The sequence below is a fragment of the Actinomyces israelii DSM 43320 genome, from assembly GCF_000711965.1.
GTDB lineage: Bacteria > Actinomycetota > Actinomycetes > Actinomycetales > Actinomycetaceae > Actinomyces > Actinomyces israelii.
The window spans coordinates 45,983-61,471 of record NZ_JONS01000024.1 but is presented as its reverse complement, the minus strand read 5'-3'; the positions used below and the strand labels follow the sequence as shown (position 1 = coordinate 61,471).

8 protein-coding genes and 1 rRNA gene are annotated in these 15,489 nt (G+C 70.4%); all 9 read right to left on the bottom strand.

Annotation, left to right across the window (positions count from 1 at the left end):
- Positions 1-149 (bottom strand): 16S ribosomal RNA (locus O145_RS09725); the annotation flags it as partial.
- An 836-nt stretch (positions 150-985) separates the two neighbouring features.
- Positions 986-1,654 carry an alpha/beta fold hydrolase gene (locus O145_RS17345; RefSeq protein ID WP_169740339.1) on the bottom strand — a complete coding sequence of 223 codons (669 nt, stop codon included), beginning with the start codon at positions 1,652-1,654 and terminating at the stop codon, positions 986-988.
- Positions 1,655-1,815: 161 nt separating this feature from the next.
- Entirely contained in the window at positions 1,816-2,841 is a 1,026-nt protein-coding gene (locus O145_RS09715; RefSeq protein ID WP_043562477.1) for a methyltransferase, read from the bottom strand.
- The gene (locus O145_RS09710; protein ID WP_084682519.1) at positions 2,841-4,493 is read right to left on the bottom strand and encodes a (2,3-dihydroxybenzoyl)adenylate synthase; all 1,653 of its coding nucleotides are present in this window, start codon (positions 4,491-4,493) and stop codon (positions 2,841-2,843) included. The genes O145_RS09715 and O145_RS09710 overlap by 1 nt, the downstream gene beginning before the upstream one ends.
- Complete coding sequence (locus O145_RS09705; RefSeq protein ID WP_043562475.1) at positions 4,480-5,268, bottom strand: thioesterase II family protein; 789 nt, start codon at positions 5,266-5,268, stop codon at positions 4,480-4,482. Before O145_RS09705 ends, O145_RS09710 begins: the two co-directional genes overlap by 14 nt.
- Positions 5,265-6,797 (bottom strand): class I SAM-dependent methyltransferase, encoded by a 1,533-nt coding sequence (locus tag O145_RS09700; RefSeq protein ID WP_052374940.1) that lies wholly within the window; start codon positions 6,795-6,797, stop codon positions 5,265-5,267. The genes O145_RS09705 and O145_RS09700 overlap by 4 nt, the downstream gene beginning before the upstream one ends.
- Positions 6,794-8,740 carry a class I SAM-dependent methyltransferase gene (locus O145_RS16540; protein WP_052374938.1) on the bottom strand — a complete coding sequence of 649 codons (1,947 nt, stop codon included), beginning with the start codon at positions 8,738-8,740 and terminating at the stop codon, positions 6,794-6,796. The genes O145_RS09700 and O145_RS16540 overlap by 4 nt, the downstream gene beginning before the upstream one ends.
- Complete coding sequence (locus tag O145_RS09690) at positions 8,740-9,876, bottom strand: saccharopine dehydrogenase NADP-binding domain-containing protein (protein WP_052374937.1); 1,137 nt, start codon at positions 9,874-9,876, stop codon at positions 8,740-8,742. Before O145_RS09690 ends, O145_RS16540 begins: the two co-directional genes overlap by 1 nt.
- The gene (locus O145_RS09685; protein WP_052374935.1) at positions 9,873-15,443 is read right to left on the bottom strand and encodes a non-ribosomal peptide synthetase; all 5,571 of its coding nucleotides are present in this window, start codon (positions 15,441-15,443) and stop codon (positions 9,873-9,875) included. Before O145_RS09685 ends, O145_RS09690 begins: the two co-directional genes overlap by 4 nt.
- Positions 15,444-15,489 lie beyond the last annotated feature (46 nt).

The following is a 15,489-nucleotide window of genomic DNA, read 5'->3' as shown; positions in this document are numbered from 1 at the left end:
TATCCAGAAGTGAGGGGCAGGTTACTCACGTGTTACTCACCCGTTCGCCACTAACCCACCCCGCAAAAAACAAGGCAGACCCGTTCGACTTGCATGTGTTAAGCACGCCGCCAGCGTTCGTCCTGAGCCAGGATCAAACTCTCCAAAAAAACCAACCAACCCAAAAAAACAAGCCCCAGCCACAACCACCACCACACACCACCCCACACAGGACAGCACACAGCAGCAACCACAACCAGAAAACAAAACCACCAGACAAAACAAGCCCACCCACCAAAAAGCAGGCAAACCATGGCACAAAAAACAAGCACACTATCGAGATCTCAAACAACACACCCACAAGAGGCAACCGACCGGCCTGAGCCGACCACCGCCCCATAAGGCACCGGACTAGACTAAGCAGATTCGTCTCCGCCAGTCAAGCTCTGGACCTTGCGGCCCTCGTCACTTGCTCTCGGAAGACCGCCGCCGCGCCGGATCGCTCCGCCGCAGCCCGTCAATCTCCTCCGGTGGCGCCACCACCCGGGCTGTGACCCGACGTGGCAACGCAGAGTACTTTAACCGCCACGACGGTTCGCCCGTCAACTCGGCCCGCTATGACGTACAGCACGCAGGGGACGGCTCCGCGACTCTGTCAAGCGCTGCGATCGACCTCGGGGGCCGGCGGCAGCGCGCAACCGAGACCGCGAGGAAGATTCTTGCGGCACCGCCCTCGTCCGAGCGGCGGGGCCGGCGGTTGCCCTGCCGGCCCCGCCCCCCGCTCGACCGGTGGGGCCGTAGGGCGCATGGCCTCCGTCCGCAGCCTCGGGGCGGAGGCCCTGGCCCGACCACGGCTCGAGCCTCATGGCACCGCCCGACTGCGCGAGAACCAGGCTGGTGCCCCCCCCCGACCGGCGCAGAGTGGGTAATAGGGGGAGCCCTCGACGGGGTCGGGGACTCCCCCACGACCGGCGCAGAGTCGGATGGAGTCGGATAGATTCCGTCCTCACAACCGTTGACAGATGATCTCAGCAAGCTCGGCGGGCTTGGCGTACATCGCGCTGTGTCCGCAGTCGAGCCGGAGCCGACGGGTGCGGTCCGGGAGCAGTGCGACGTAACGACGCTGCTGGGCCGGGGTGACAGCCCGGTCATGCGTTGTGTGCACGTACGTCAGATCAATGCCATCGTCGAGCCGGTACTCGACTGGCGTTCCCAGCACGGCGCCCGGTTCTCCCACGAGCCGCGACAGTATCGTGTCCCGATCGGCAGAGCTCAGGCCGTTGCACAGGAGGAACCGGGCAACCATCTTGGGCATGACGACCCGCGGTTCTCCGATTCGCAGTGGGCGACGGACCAGATAGAGCGGTTTCGGCAGCAAGTCCCAGCAGCAATACCCCTGCGGAGGAACAAGAGCTGAGACGAACAGGATACCCGCGACTCGATCGGAGGCCCGACTGGCGGCCGCCACCGCAACGAGCCCGCCAAGCGAGTGCGCAACGATCAGCGACTTGCCAGCTGTCGCCCGTATCACTGTGTCGACCCAGTTATCGAATGTCGCCGGTATCGGAGCGGCCCCTGATCGTCCGGGAAGGTCTACAGCCACCACGTCGCAGCCCAGGAGAGGAAGAACTTTCTCCCAGCACCACGAGCCAAGCATTCCCCCGTGCACCAGCACGACACGATCATATGCCATACCGCCTCCGATCGCTCACGTCTGTCCGCCAACCCCCCTGAACCACAACGGCACCGGGGAACAGTATCAGAATCTCCGTTTCACCGCCATGCCTGAAAAGGTGATCACCGCTCGACCCGCCCCAAGGCCGCGCAGGACAAAGTTCAGCACTCACAGCCGTCGCCGCCACAAGGACCCGCGATGAGCACCGAGAAACCTAGCACGAGCGGCAGTGCGGGGCGGGGCCGGAACCCGACGGCAGAAGCCATCGAGGCGTATTCGCTCTCTGTGCGCTCACGACCCTCTGTCATCACGAACATGTGCAGGTCGAAGAGTGACGCCAGCGTGTCCCCGGGGAAGTTCAGCGGATTATCGCGGAGCATCCGCTCCACGATCAGCACCCGAGCGTCCGGACCAGACGCCCTGCGAATCGCCCGCAGCAGGGACAGGCACGTCTCGTCATTCCAGTTGTGCAGCACTCGAGACAGCACATAGACGTCGGCACCCTCCGGCATGTCGGTGAAGAAGTCGCCGCCTACCGCCACCGCCCTGTCGGCGATACCGGCCCGGTCAAAGGCTGCTGTCGCCCGCCGCGCAACGTCCGGGCGGTCGAGGAGCGTGCCACGGGCGTCCGCGTGAACCTCAAGCAGCCCCGTCAGCATGCGGCCGTCACCCCCACCGACATCGACGATATGACGAGGCGCGCCCAGCCCGGCCGCAGCGGCCAGGACCCGCCCGTGCGGCGCGCCCTCACCAATCGCCGCGGTGTACCGCGACGCCTCCTGCGCATGCTCGTCCAGATAGTCGAAAACCGGTTCACCGAATGCGGCGGCGAATGGGCTCTCTCCCGTTCGCAGTCCCGTTCCGAACTGCCTCCACGCAGAATCGAAGTACTGCTCCTCGTACAGCTCGGCCAGTCGCCGGAGGGAGGACGGATGATCGCTTACGAGCACGGCCCCGGCATCTGTCAGACGATGAGTCCCATCCGGGTCCGTAGCGAGCAGGTCCACGGCTACAAGCAGGCGAAGCAGCCTGTCCAGAGTGGGCTGATGCAGGTTCAGACGGTGCGCCAGCTCGACGCTGTCGGCGGGTTCCCGGCACAGGGCGTCGAATACTCCGGAACGCGTGGCAGATGCGACCGCGCGCGCCTTCCAGCCCCCGGTCAGCAGATCCAGGACGTGATCGCTCATCAGCGCCCCCTCCCGACGACGGCGACGAGCGCCGCCTTATCGGTCTTGCCGAGCGCCGTCACCGGGAAGGAGCCGAGAGCCCGGCACAGGTCCGGCAGCTTGTATGCGGCGACGCCCCGATCAGTGAGGAAGGCCCGCAGCTCGAGCAGGTCCGGGGCCGGACCGGTGGGGACTATGCACGCGCAGCAGCGCTCGCCGAGAACGGGATCCGGCAGACCGATAACGGCTGCCTGCCGGACAGCCGGATGGGCGAGGATGTGGCTCTCCACCTCCTGCGCCGCGATCTTCTCGCCGCCCCGGTTGATCTGGTCCTTGATCCGGCCGGTGAACTCCACAAAGCCGTGCGGCAGCAGCCTGACCAGGTCCCCGGTTCGGTAGTATCCGTCGGAGGTGAAGGAGCGACGGTTGTGCTCCGGCGCCCGGTAATAGCCTCGGATCGTGTAGGGACCGCGGGCGAGCAGCTCGCCGACCTCGCCCTCGGGGACATCGCGATCCGCTTTATCGACCACGCGAATCTCGTCTCCGGGGGAGAGTGGCCGCCCCTGGCTGAGCACCGTCATCTCGGGCGGGTCGTTATCGCGGACGAACCCGATCAGTCCCTCGGCCATGCCGAACATCTGCTGCAGGCGCACACCGAGCGCCGGCTCCACCTGCTGGGCCAGCTCGGGATCGAGCTTGCTGCCGCCGATCGCCAGCCGCCGAAGGCTGGACAGGTCGGCATCGGTGTAGGGCGCCTCATCCATCCAGAGCAGCGCCATTCCGGGCACAAGGCCCGTGTCCGTCACCCGTTCGCGAGCGATCAGCTCGAAGCACTCGACCGGATCCGGCGTGCGGGCCAGCACCATGGTGCCGCCGGCGTGGAAGGTCGCGAGCATCCCGTGGGTCAGCGGCCAGTTGTGGCCGATGGGCAGGCCCACGAGAGTCACCGTGGTCGAGTCGTACGGGATTGTCTCAGCCATCGCCCGGCCGCTGTAGGACCAGTCGTCATGGGTGCGGGGCACGAGCTTGGGCTGTCCCGTGGTCCCTCCGGAGACCAGGAACAGGGCGAGATCGCCGGAGGCCGCCCGCTCGGGCACCCCGATCGGTTCGTCATTCGCGGCCGGACCGGTGTCCAGGCGCTGATGGTGGCCGGGTTCTCCGACGACGAGTGTGCTCCGCAGCGCTGGGACCGCGGCCGCCACCTGATCGGCCAGATCCCGGTAGTCGAATCCGTTGACGACATCGGGGCAGAGGTAGGACGCCGCCTCGGTGAGCCGGCAGAAGTGTTCGATCTCGGAGCGGCGGTGGGCCTCCAGCGCGATGACGGGACGGGCTCCGACGCGCAGCAGTCCGAACAGCACCGCGACGAAGGCCGCGCTGTTGGGCAGCTGCAGGACGACATTGTCGCCGCGGGCGATGCCGTGCCGCTGCAGGCGGGCCGCAATCGCATCGGCCCGCGAGTCCAGGTCCCTGTAGGTGAGCCGGCCGTCATGAGCGACGACAGCCGTGTGCTCTCCACGACGGTCGGCCCAGGTTCTGAGCTCCTCCCCCAGCGTCCGTCCGGCCCACCAGCCTCTGCGGCGATAGCGCTGCGCGAAGTCGTCCGGCCACCCCACGAACTCATCCGCGGGCCGCTCCGGGCCGTCCTTTCGCACGTGATCAAAAACTGTCATGGGTGCGACTCCTTCCTGCAGAGGGGATTCGTGCCAGCGCCCGGCCGAGGTGGGTGAGCACCGCCTCCCGGTTCGATTCGAGGTAGAAGTGATCTCCGGCGAATCTCTTCACCTCGATATGGGCTGAGGTGTAATCCGACCAGGCCTCGGCGTCGGCCGCCGACAGCTCGGGATCGGACTCGCCGACCATGATCAGCAACGGGCAGCTCAGGGGCGGTCTCGCACGCGGGTGATACGTCTCGATCGCCCGATAGTCCGCCCGGATCATCGGCAGGAGCAGCGACATCAGCTCGAGCTGGTCGAAGGCGTCGGCATTGCGCGGATTGAGGCGCCGGAGGTCCGCGAGCAGGGCCTGGTCGCTCCTGCGATGGAGGTCCCCGGGGCGGTGCAGCGAGGGCGGCTTCTGACCGGAGATGACGGCGAGATCGGGAGGGCACCCGCGCGCCTGGAGCCCGGCCGCGACCTCGTAGCAGATCGTGCCTCCGAGGCTGTGGCCGAACAGCACCAGTCGGGCCCCGGGTCTCGGGCAAAGGGCCTCGACGAGGGGGTCGACCAGCTCCGACATGTGCGAGCGGGGCGGCTCGTTGAATCTGTCCTCGCGCCCGGGGTACTGGGCGGCATGCACCTCGACGTCGTCGGGCAGGCCGGACGACCAGCGCAGGTATCCGCCGGCCGACCCCCCGGCGTGCGGGAAACAGACCAGCTGCGCTCGCGCGCCCGGGCGGGGCTCCCGGCACCTCAGCCAGCCGTGGGAGCGCGCGGGTGCGCCGGTCACCGGGTCGCTCCGGACGCCGTTGGTGCGCTGCTGCGCTGAAGTGCGAAGAACCGGTGCCCGGCCCGGCGGAGAGGATGGTCGGTCGGCGGCAGGTCGAGGACCAGGTCCAGCTCGCGGATCCGGTCGAATGCGGCCAGCCACTGCCGGTGGGAGAGGAACGTCTCCCCGGATCGTTGCCGCTCATCGGTGGCCGCAGTCATCAGGAAGGCCTGCGACATCGCGATCCACTGCACTTCTCGAGTCGGCTCGGTGATGAGCAGCCATCCCCCTGGGGCCAGCCGCGCGGTCAGCAGCCGCAGTGAGCGATCGGTGTCCCGCGCGTTGTTGAGCACGCCTCCGGCGAGTACGACGTCGAAACCGCCGCCGACGCCCTGGTCGTCAGCGCCATCAGGGCCATCAGGGCCATCAGTGCCATCAGTGCCATCAGTGCCATCGATGTCGAATCTCCCCACACGGATAGCGGCCGCGGGGAAGCGGCCCGTCCCGAAGAGATCCTGTGCGGCCGTGAGGAAGTAGTCGCTGAGATCTGTGAACAGGTAGTCGACAGGATGGCCGTCGAGGGCGGCCAGGACCCGCTCGGTGGTGGCGCCGGTGCCGCCGCCGACTTCCAGGAGACGAAGAGGGCGGTCACCCGGCAGCGCGTCGGCCAGCTCCGAGACGAAGCCGGCCACCGCCGCGAGCTGGTATCGGCCCACCGGCGGTTCCCGGTAGAGGGCTCGGGCGACCTCGGGGCTCCCGTCGGGGAACAGGAGCGACATCGGGGACACCGCACCCCGAAGCAGCTCCGGGAGCCTGTCGGCACTGGCGCGGGCGTAGGCCAGGGTCTTGGAGCCCGTTCCCGGTCGGGGCGCGCCGTCGAGGGCGGAATCGGGTGAGAGGCTCTGCCGCCAGCCCCGCTCGACGCGATCCCACGACTCGGCGATATCGGTCGCGGCGACCGCCCGGGTGGCCCGCACCCGTTGCGCCCCTCCCCGGCCGCCGGCGCCTTCCAGGAGGCCGTGGTCCCCGAGGGCGGCCAGCCAGCGCCGCACCAGGGGACGGTACTCGGGCACGACCGGAGCCATCACCTCGCCGACGTCGACACCCGATGCGGGAATCCTCAGGGCGTGCAGCATTGTCAGCAGTGCCGCCCGATCGAGGTTGTCGGCCATCTGCAGCGCGGGCCCCAGCGCTATCCCGCTCATCTCGGCGTCCCCGGCGCGCTCGGCCCCGGTTCGCAGCCGAGCGCGGACGACGGCGGGAATCGGCTCCGCCTGCGGAGGGGCTGCGCAGGGCGCCTGGCGGCGCTCGATGCTCGCACCGAGCAAGTCGCCCGCGTCGGCGGGGACAGGCGTGTCATCGGTGCACGTGATCGTCTCCAGCGCCGACAGGTCGGTCAGCGCGCACGCCGGATCGACAAGCATGTCCCGCACGAGGCGGCCGGGCAGCTCCGCCCGGGTGACGGCCAGGCGCTCGAGGTCAGCGAGCACTCGGGCCGCGGGGGCATCGGGGTCGGGCCGGTAGACGGCCATGCTCGGGTGATCGCTCACAGGGCCACTCCTAGGACGAGGTGCTGGCCGCTCAGTGCGAGCGGGCTGTGCTGCCCGGGCAGGTCGAAGGCGACGGCGAAACCGGCGCCGGCCATCTCATGCCGCCAGGACTGCCGGTCGAGAAAGACCTCGTCCGTGGCGCGCGCGCCCTCGGGCGGGGACAGGAGGAACGCCATGGAGGTCAGCACGGCGTGCGAGTCACGAGTCGACTCCACGACTGCCAGCACACCGCCGGGTCTCAGCACCCGACGAATCCGTCGCAGGCTGCGGCCGATATCCGCGGCGTTATGGAGCACGTTGGCCGCGACGACGGCGTCGGCGGCTCCAGGCCGCAGGCCGCAGCCCTGGTCGATCAGATCGGCATCGATATTCAGGAGGCCCAGGCGCACCGCCGCCCCGAACCGCTCCTCGGCGGCAGACAGGAGCGTCGGGGAGATATCGGTCACAAGGTAGTCGGCCTCGGTCTCTCGCAGCGCATCGAGCACGGCCGCCGTGCAGACGCCCGCACCGGCCCCCAGCTCGACGACCCGCAGGCGGCGTCCGAGCGGCCCCGCCGAGGCGACCCGGCTGACGGCGTCCGCGAGCGCGGCGTTCAGGTACCGGCTGGCGACGTTGTCCTGGTAGGCGGCGAGTGCCGGCACAATATCCCGGCCTGCGAAGAGAATCTCCTCGATTGTCGTCCTGTCGCGAATCAGCTGGCCGAGACGAGCCGCTATATCGCCGTGGAGCCGGGCCATCAGCGGATCGAAGCCGAGGCGCGCATACGCCTCGGCGAGCGCTCTTCCGCTCACCGCGGCGGGCTCCGCACTCACCGACAGCGATCCCCCCTCATCCGTCCGCAATACGCCGCTGTCGACCAGAGCGGCCAGCCAGCGACGCACCAGCCAGGCGTGTCGGGGACTGGTATCCAGCGCTGCGACCGCCTCGGGCAGCGAGGCCGCCGGCAGCGCCGGCAGGACCGCCTCATACATGGCGGCGCGGCTGAACGCGTCGGTGACGGCGGTCGCCTGCGCCAGTCCGTCGACCTGCTGGGGGTCGACGGCGGCGCTTCCGGCAGCATCGGCCGTCTGCCGAGCGAGCTCGGCGAAGGGGGCCGGCAGGACCTTCTCGCAGGGGCCCGCGAAAAGATCGGCGGCATGCACCAGCCGAGGGGATCCGGACGGCCTGGGGGCGGAGGGGGCCTCTGCGTCGTGGCGGCATCCGGTCAGCTGGTCGGCCAGCCGGCACAACGACATCTCCTTCTGCGCCCGGCCGAGCGCCGCAGCCGTGGACTCGGGGGCGCGGAGCTCGGCCCGAACCGCCTCTCGCAGGTCCTCGGCGGGATCCGTGGGTGCCGCAACCGGCGCCACCGGCTCCGCGGCGCCCTGGAGCGGCTGCCAGAGCGCCGGGCCGTGGGGCCCGGGCAGAATGAGCTCGCCCGCCGCGCACAGCAGGGTGATCCGCAGGACCTGACGCTGCTCCACCCTGATCCGCAGTCGGGCGGGGCCGATCGTGCCCGAGCAGGTGCCGGATGAGGGATTGCGTTCGCCCAGGCGGATCCGGCCGAGGGCATCGTTGATCATGTGCAGGAGCCCGTAGATCTGATCGGCGTCGGCGGAGGCCTCCACAGCGGCGACCGGGCCGAGGCCGCGCAGCGCGCCCGCGGCGAGGACGAAGTGCCCGACAGCAGCCAGGCGGCGCCCCGGATCGGCGATCCGGACCGGGACGCCGGGGGCCCGGGCCGCCCGGAGCACCTGCGCGTAGTCCTTCGCCCGGACCGGCGGCTGGAGAACGACGAGGGATGCCGACTCGCAGGCGCCGTCGGGCAGCTCGGGCGCGGCGCCCGGCGCCACCCAGATCAGCCCGGCGTCGGGGGCGAACCGGTATCCCGCGTCCCGGAGCATCGCGGCGGTGGGGGCCGGCAGCTCGCCGACGACCCGCAGCCGGTGATCGTGCACCGCCATCACAGCTCCCCCTCCTCAGCGGGATCCACCAGCTCAACGGGGCCGTCGACGACGCGGACCTCGACACCTGGAGCCGCGCACACGCGGTCGATGGTGCGTGCGGGATCGAGTATCTCCGCGGCGTAGTGCAGGCCCGGCGGAACCTCACCGGCGAGCACCGCCTGTGCCGCGGCCGCTGTCGCGGCCCCCGCGAGCGCGCCCGTTCCCGGTCCGCGGAGCAGCCCGCTGCGAATGCGCGGCGGCTCGCCCCGGGCGCCGCCGGGGCCGCGCACCTCGGCCAGCAGCGCGGCCGCCGGCCTGCGGGCCGACATGTCGATCCTGCTGGCCAGGCACAGCGCCTCACGGGCCTCGCCGCGCTCCAGCGCGTGCAGCCGGTCGAGGACGCCTGCGACCCGCCCCTGCGCCATGAGCGTGTGCCACGTGCCATCGACCAGCTCCAGCTGGGTCGCCAGACGCTCCGCCTCGGTCGTCAGCACGGGAAGGTCGGTGAAGAGCCCATCGATGCCCGGCACGGCGACCGGGTCCGACGAGCGGCGCATGGCGCGCGGAACCCGTCGCCCGTTGCGCCAGGCCGCCAGCGGCTCGGTCAGCTTCCGGGCGGTCCCTTCGAGGTAGTCCTCCGCCGCGGCCCGGGTGAACAGGTCGACGACGGCGAACCACACGACGAGCGACACCGCGCGCTCCAGGGGTGAGGCCAGCAACCGGGGCAGGATCCCCGTCAGCCCGGGCTGCATGCCGCACGACAGGACATCGATGCGCCCTTTCTCGGCCGGCGGGTCTCCGCCCGGCCCTGTCAGGAATGCGTGCAGCGGTTCGTCGCCGGCGGCATCGACGAGGTCGGCGCCGGCTGCGCGGGCTGCGCGCGCGACCGGCCGGCCGACCTCGCACGACGGGCCCGCCGCGTTGACCAGGACCCGGCACCTGCTCGCGAACTTCAGTAGGGACCGCTCGTCGGCGGCGTCGACCGCCATCGCGCAGCCGACGCCGTCGAGGTCATGGGCGAGCACCCGCCGCGCACGGCGGATGTCGCGGCTGCCGAGGCATATGGGGTCCGCCCCCGCCCGGTGCAGGAGCCGCGCGGCGTGCGTGCCGACATCGCCGGAGGCGCCGAGCACACCGACGGCGATATCGCTCACTGCTCTGCCCTCACAGCGCGCCCGAGAAGCTCTGCGACCCGGAATACATGCGGTTCCTCGATGCAGGAGAGATGGTGGCCGTCAATGTCGATCACGGTGAGTTCCCCCAGACAGGTCCGCGTCCAGTAGGGGACCGCCAGGTCCTCCATTCCCGAGATGATCCCGAAGGACTGGCGCTGCGAGGCGCGCAGCAGCGTCATACTGCCCAGGTAGGGGTCCAGGTCGACGGTGGACCCCAGCAGACTGTGCCTGAACACCCGGTACAGGGCCGGGACGAGCTCCGGCTCGACGTCGGTGGACGCCTTCGCCGCGGCCGCCTGCGCGTATGCGGCCAGACGGCGCTCCTGCGGGACGGCCGAGCGCTCGGCGAAGGCGGCGGCCACCGCGTCCAGTCCCGGGTCGCCGCCGACCTCGGCGAGGGCCCCGGCCGGGACGTGGCCGGAGCTCTGCCCCTGGATCTGCATGAAGGCGCGGAATACGTCTGCGGAGTCGACGCCGCCCAGCACCACCTCGCCCGGGTCGAGCCTGAGATTGGGGACGAACACCGCCTCCAGAGCCAGCTCGTCATCGGTGGACACGAGCATCGGCACGCTGTCGATCAGGGTGAGGTCGGCGACCGGCAGGCCCGATTCCAGCATCCGGCGGGCCACCTCCACCGCCAGCAGCCCGCCGAGGGAGTGACCCACCAGCTGGAACTGGTTCGCCGGCTGGGACATCAGTCTGTCCGTGTAGTCGTCGGCCAGCCGGGAGACGAGCTCCGCCGGGTCCTGGGCGCAGTACTGGTCCCAGTCCGCGACGGCGATGCCGACAACGGGACCGAGCCGCTGCTCGGCCAGGAGCCCTCCCAGTGTCTGGAAGGTGTCCAGGGTCCCCAGGGCGGCGTGGAAGATGACTCTGAGCGGCCCCTGGCCGCCGTCGCCGAACGGGACCAGGAGCGCGTTGCTGCCCTCCGCCCTGACGCCCGCCTCGGGGCGGGCCGGCGCGGGACGGCGCCTGTGCTCGGCCGCCGATTCCGCGGCGGACGCCTCTGGAGCGGGATCCGGGCGCATCGGCGTGCGTATCAGCGCGCACAGCGCGGCCAGGGTCGGTTCGTTGAGCATGGTCCGGAGCAGGACATCGAACTCAACGGCCTCCGCCTCCGGGATCTCCTCCCTGATCCGGCCGGCGACGCGCGCCATGATCAGCGAGTCGGCGCCGAGATCGAAGAAGCTGTCGTGCCGTCCGAGCCCGTCTCGCCGCAGCGCGCTCGACCAGAGTGCCGCAACCCGTTCCTCGAGCTCGTCGGCCGGTCCGTCTGCCGCCGCATCGAGGCTCGCGGTCGGGCTCACGGCCCAGCCGGCCAGGGCGGCACGGTCGACCTTGCCGTTTCTCGTGAGGGGGATCTCGGGCACGACCTGGATCTGCGCGGGGACCATGTAGTCGGGAAGGTTCTCCGACAGGCGGGCGATCAGCGCATCGGGCCGCAGCGGCGCCAGCCCCGGTGCGGCCATGAGCACGAACGCCGTCATCCCCAGCGGTTCCGGAGCGCTCAGCTCGGCGATCAGCCGCGCGTCCGCGCCGGCGATGGTCTTCCGCCACTCCGGGGCGCTCAGGAGCGGCACCTCGCCGTTGTCGAGGTCGCCGTCGTGCGGAGTCATGAGGAACCCCTGGGTGAGGAGGATCTGCGGCTGCGGGGCGACAGGCTCGGTGAGCACCAGGACGCCGCCGGGCATGAGCATCGACACGGCCCGGGCGAGCGCGTCCGCCGGATCCCGGGTGGAGCCGAGCACTCCGGCGGCGATGACGATATCGGCGGTGGCGGGCGCATAGCCCTGCTCGCGCAGATCCTCGTTCAGGTCCAGTCGCGCCGTGCGGATCCGGGAGCCGAATCGGGTGGCGGCTTCGGACAGGAGCAGCGGGGAGATATCGGTGAAGAGGTAGTCCACGTCGAATCCGGCGAGAACCGGGAGCACCGATTCCGTCGTCGATCCCGTGCCCGCGCCGACCTCGATCACCCGCACGGGCGCAGAGCCCGCAGAGCCCGCAGAGCCGCCTGCCGCCCGGTTGGCCGCAGCACGGTGCGCGGCGACGGCGACGGCCTGGTTGAGCCAGCGCATGGTGATGTCGTCGCGGTAGATCGCGTGGGCGATTTCCAACGGGTCGTCGCTGTCCGATCCCTGCGGGAACAGGAGCTCACTGGGACTTGCCTCGCCGCTGAGCAGCTGCGGGAGGTGTTCCGCGCACGCGAGCTGGTAGTCCAGGAGGCCCTGGGTGCACAGGCCGGACCGGACGGACTGCGCCACCTGCGCCCAGTCCGCATCGAGCCGGCGCACCAGAGTGAAGCCGGATCCGGAGCGCTCCAGGACTCCGTTATCGACGAGCGCATCCACCCAGCGTCGGACCAGCCACCGGTACTGCGCCGCCGGGTGGACAGTCTCAACGATCTCGTCGATGGTGTGCCTGCACCCGACCGCGGGGAACAGTCCGCGGGCCTGGAGCGCGCTCAGCAGGGACCCGAGTGCGGCGGAGCGCACCGAGCCGACGTACCGGGCCAGGGCCTCCGGCTCCGTCTGCGGCGCGGTCCGATCAACCGTTCGAGTGACCGCCTCCGCATACCGTCGGACGGCCTCGAGGTCCGGCTCGCGCGGCTGCGGCTGAGCGAAGCCGAGCAGCATGCCCTCTCCGGAGGGATGCCGGGCGATGGTGACGACGGCGTCCTGGACCCCGGGCGCGTCGCGCAGCACCGCCTCTACCTCGCCGAGCTCGATCCGGTGCCCGCGGATCTTGACCTGGGTGTCCTCACGTCCGAGGAACTCGATGTCCCCACCGGGCAGGTAGCGGCCCAGGTCCCCTGTGAGATAGGTCCGTTCGCCGTCCAGGTCGGGGAATCGCTCGGCGGTGAGCGAGGGGTCGTTGAGGTAGCCGCGGGCGAGTCCCGCTCCGGTGATGCACAGCTCACCGGGCGCCCACACAGGGGCGTCCCGGCCCGCCGTGTCGATGGCTCTGAAGCCCTGGTTGGACAGCGGTCTGCCGTACGGGATGCCGGCGGCGCCGGCGGGCACCGGCCTGTCCACCACATAATGGATCGACCAGATCGCCGCCTCGGTGGCGCCGCCGAGAGCGACGAGGACGGACTCGGGGGCCAGCGCACGCACTCGTTCCGACAGGGGCACCGGAATCCAGTCGCCGGAGAGCAGCACGAGCCGCAACGACCCCAGTGCGTCCGGCCGGGTCTGCACGTGGTCCACCAGCATCTGCATCTGGGCCGGGACGCTGTTCCAGAGCGTGACGCCGTGCTCGGCCACCAGGCTCGCCCAGTGCGAGGGGTCGGATCGCCGCTCCGCCTTGGGGAGAACGAGTGCACCGCCCACCGACAGTGGCCCGAAGATGTCGAACACGGACAGGTCGAAGCCGAGCTGAGCCACGCCGAGCACCCGGTCGGCGGCGCTCACGCCGAAACGGGCGTTCATGTCCGCGACAGTGTTCCAGGCGGCCGCGTGGCTGATCATCACGCCTTTGGGATCGCCGGTGGATCCGGAGGTGAAGATCACATAGGCGAGCGCGTCGGGGGCGGTGGCATGTGCTGCGTCGATGACGTCCGCGATTCGGGGGACCGTGTGGGGAGCCGTCACAGTGATCGGAGTCGTCACCGAGGTGTCGATCTCGATCCGGCTCTGCGTGAGTGACACGCGTGCACCCGCCGCCAGCAGCATCCGGTTCCGGCGTGCGAGCGGTGAGGTGGTATCGATCGGAAGGTAGACGCCGCCCGCGAGGAGCACCGCCAGGACCGCGACGATCTGCTCGACGCCCTTGTCCATGACGATTCCGACGCTGTCGCCCGGCTGGACCCCGGCCTCCCGCAGCTGCTCGGAGACCCGCCCGGCCCAGCCGATGAGCTCGGCGTAGGTCAGCGCGCCCTCCGGGAAGATCACCGCCGGCGCGTCCGGTGTGCGCGACGCCCGGTCGAGCACGGCCGCATGGAGCGGCGCCGAGCCGATCGGCGCCGCGGTGGCGTTGGCCTGCTGCCGCTCGGTCTGCTGCCACTGCGGCAGCGGGACCAGGTCGGGGCCGCTGACGGGCTCCTCCCAGGCCGGGTCCTCGCCGAGCCGTGTCAGGAGGTCGAGCAGGGCGTCGGCTAGATCCGCGACGAGTCCGTCCGGCAGCGCCCCGGCGCGGGTGTCGAGGTCGATCCGCAGTCCGTCCTCGTCGTCCGTGACCTGGCAATCGAGGGTGACCTGCGGCGTCTGGGTCAGTCCGGCTCCCTGCTGGCCTGCACCGGTCCTCGCCGCCGGGCCGACGCCGATGCCGCTGGTGAACACGACCGGCATGACGGCCGCGTCCCTGCCTCTGCGCCGCGCGAGCTCCCGCAGCACCTCGACGCCGGAGAAGAGCCTCCTGCCGAGGTCGTCGGCCAGGCGGCCCTGAAGCGCGGCAGCCTGGTCGGCGAACGAGGAATGGCCCGGGTCGTCGACGGCGAGCAGGCTGACCGAGGTGAAGTCGCCCACGAGCAGCCGGACGTCGGGGTGCAGGTCGAGCCGGTTCAGGAGCGTCAGATTGAGTGTGAACGCGGGTCTCCTGCTCCACCGCTGCAGCACGGCGGCGTAGGCGCCGAGGACGGCGCCCGCCGGCGTAATGCTGTGCCGTTGAGCGGCTCTTGAGAGGGCCTGCCAGTGCGGGGACGGCAGCCGCCGGTGATGTCGGACGAATCGCGGCTCCCGGTCTCCTGCGGGCGAGTAGCTCAGCTCGGGCGCCGGGGGCAGGGAGTCCACGCGATCGAGCCAGTAGCGCCGGTCGCGGCGGTAGCGGCCGCCGTCCCGGAGCCGGCGCTCGGCGAGGATGTAGTCGCGGAACGTGATCGCCGGCTCCGGAAGCTCGGCATCCGGGTCCGAGACCAGCGTTTCCAGCTCGCGCATGAGCAGCGCGGCGCTGCTCCAGTCGGCGATCAGACCGTCGAACGAGATGTGGAGAATGTCGTCCTCGCGGGTACGGGTGATCCTCAGGTCGAACAGCGGCCAGCTGGACGGATCGCTCATCTTGTGGTCGAGCTCTGCCCGGACGGCGGCCAACGCGGGCGCCTGCTCCGCCGCTGGGGCCTCACGCAGATCGATCACGGGGATCTTATATTCATCGACTTCCGGCAGCACCTGCTGGTAGCCGTCGGGAGACACCACGCAGCGCAGCATGTCGTGCCGTCTGATCAGTCGGTTCCACGCATATTCCGCCCGCTGCGGGTCGAGCTCCGGGTAATGAACCTCGGCGAAGCTGTGGCAGCCCACTTCTCCCAGCCCGGAGGCATCGTAGCGTCCCAGCAGGTAGGCCGACTGGACGTCGGTCAGCGGGAAGGGCTCGTAGCGGCCATCCGGGTCCGGGTGCACCTGCCCCGCGGCGGCCGCCTCGCGCAGCGCGACGATCACCTGCTCGCGGGCGGCGCGCAGCGCCGCCCTGTGCGCCTCGGTCAACGCGCCCTTCGGTCCTCTGAACCGGATCCGGCCGTTGTCCTCCCACAGCTCGACCCCGGCGTCCTCAAGCTCGGCGATCAGGCTGACGGGATCAACGGGATCGACATGACTGAATGTATCGGTTGTCATAGCGGACGAGCTCCTAACGGCTCGGTGTACCCTTGCGACGTGTCCG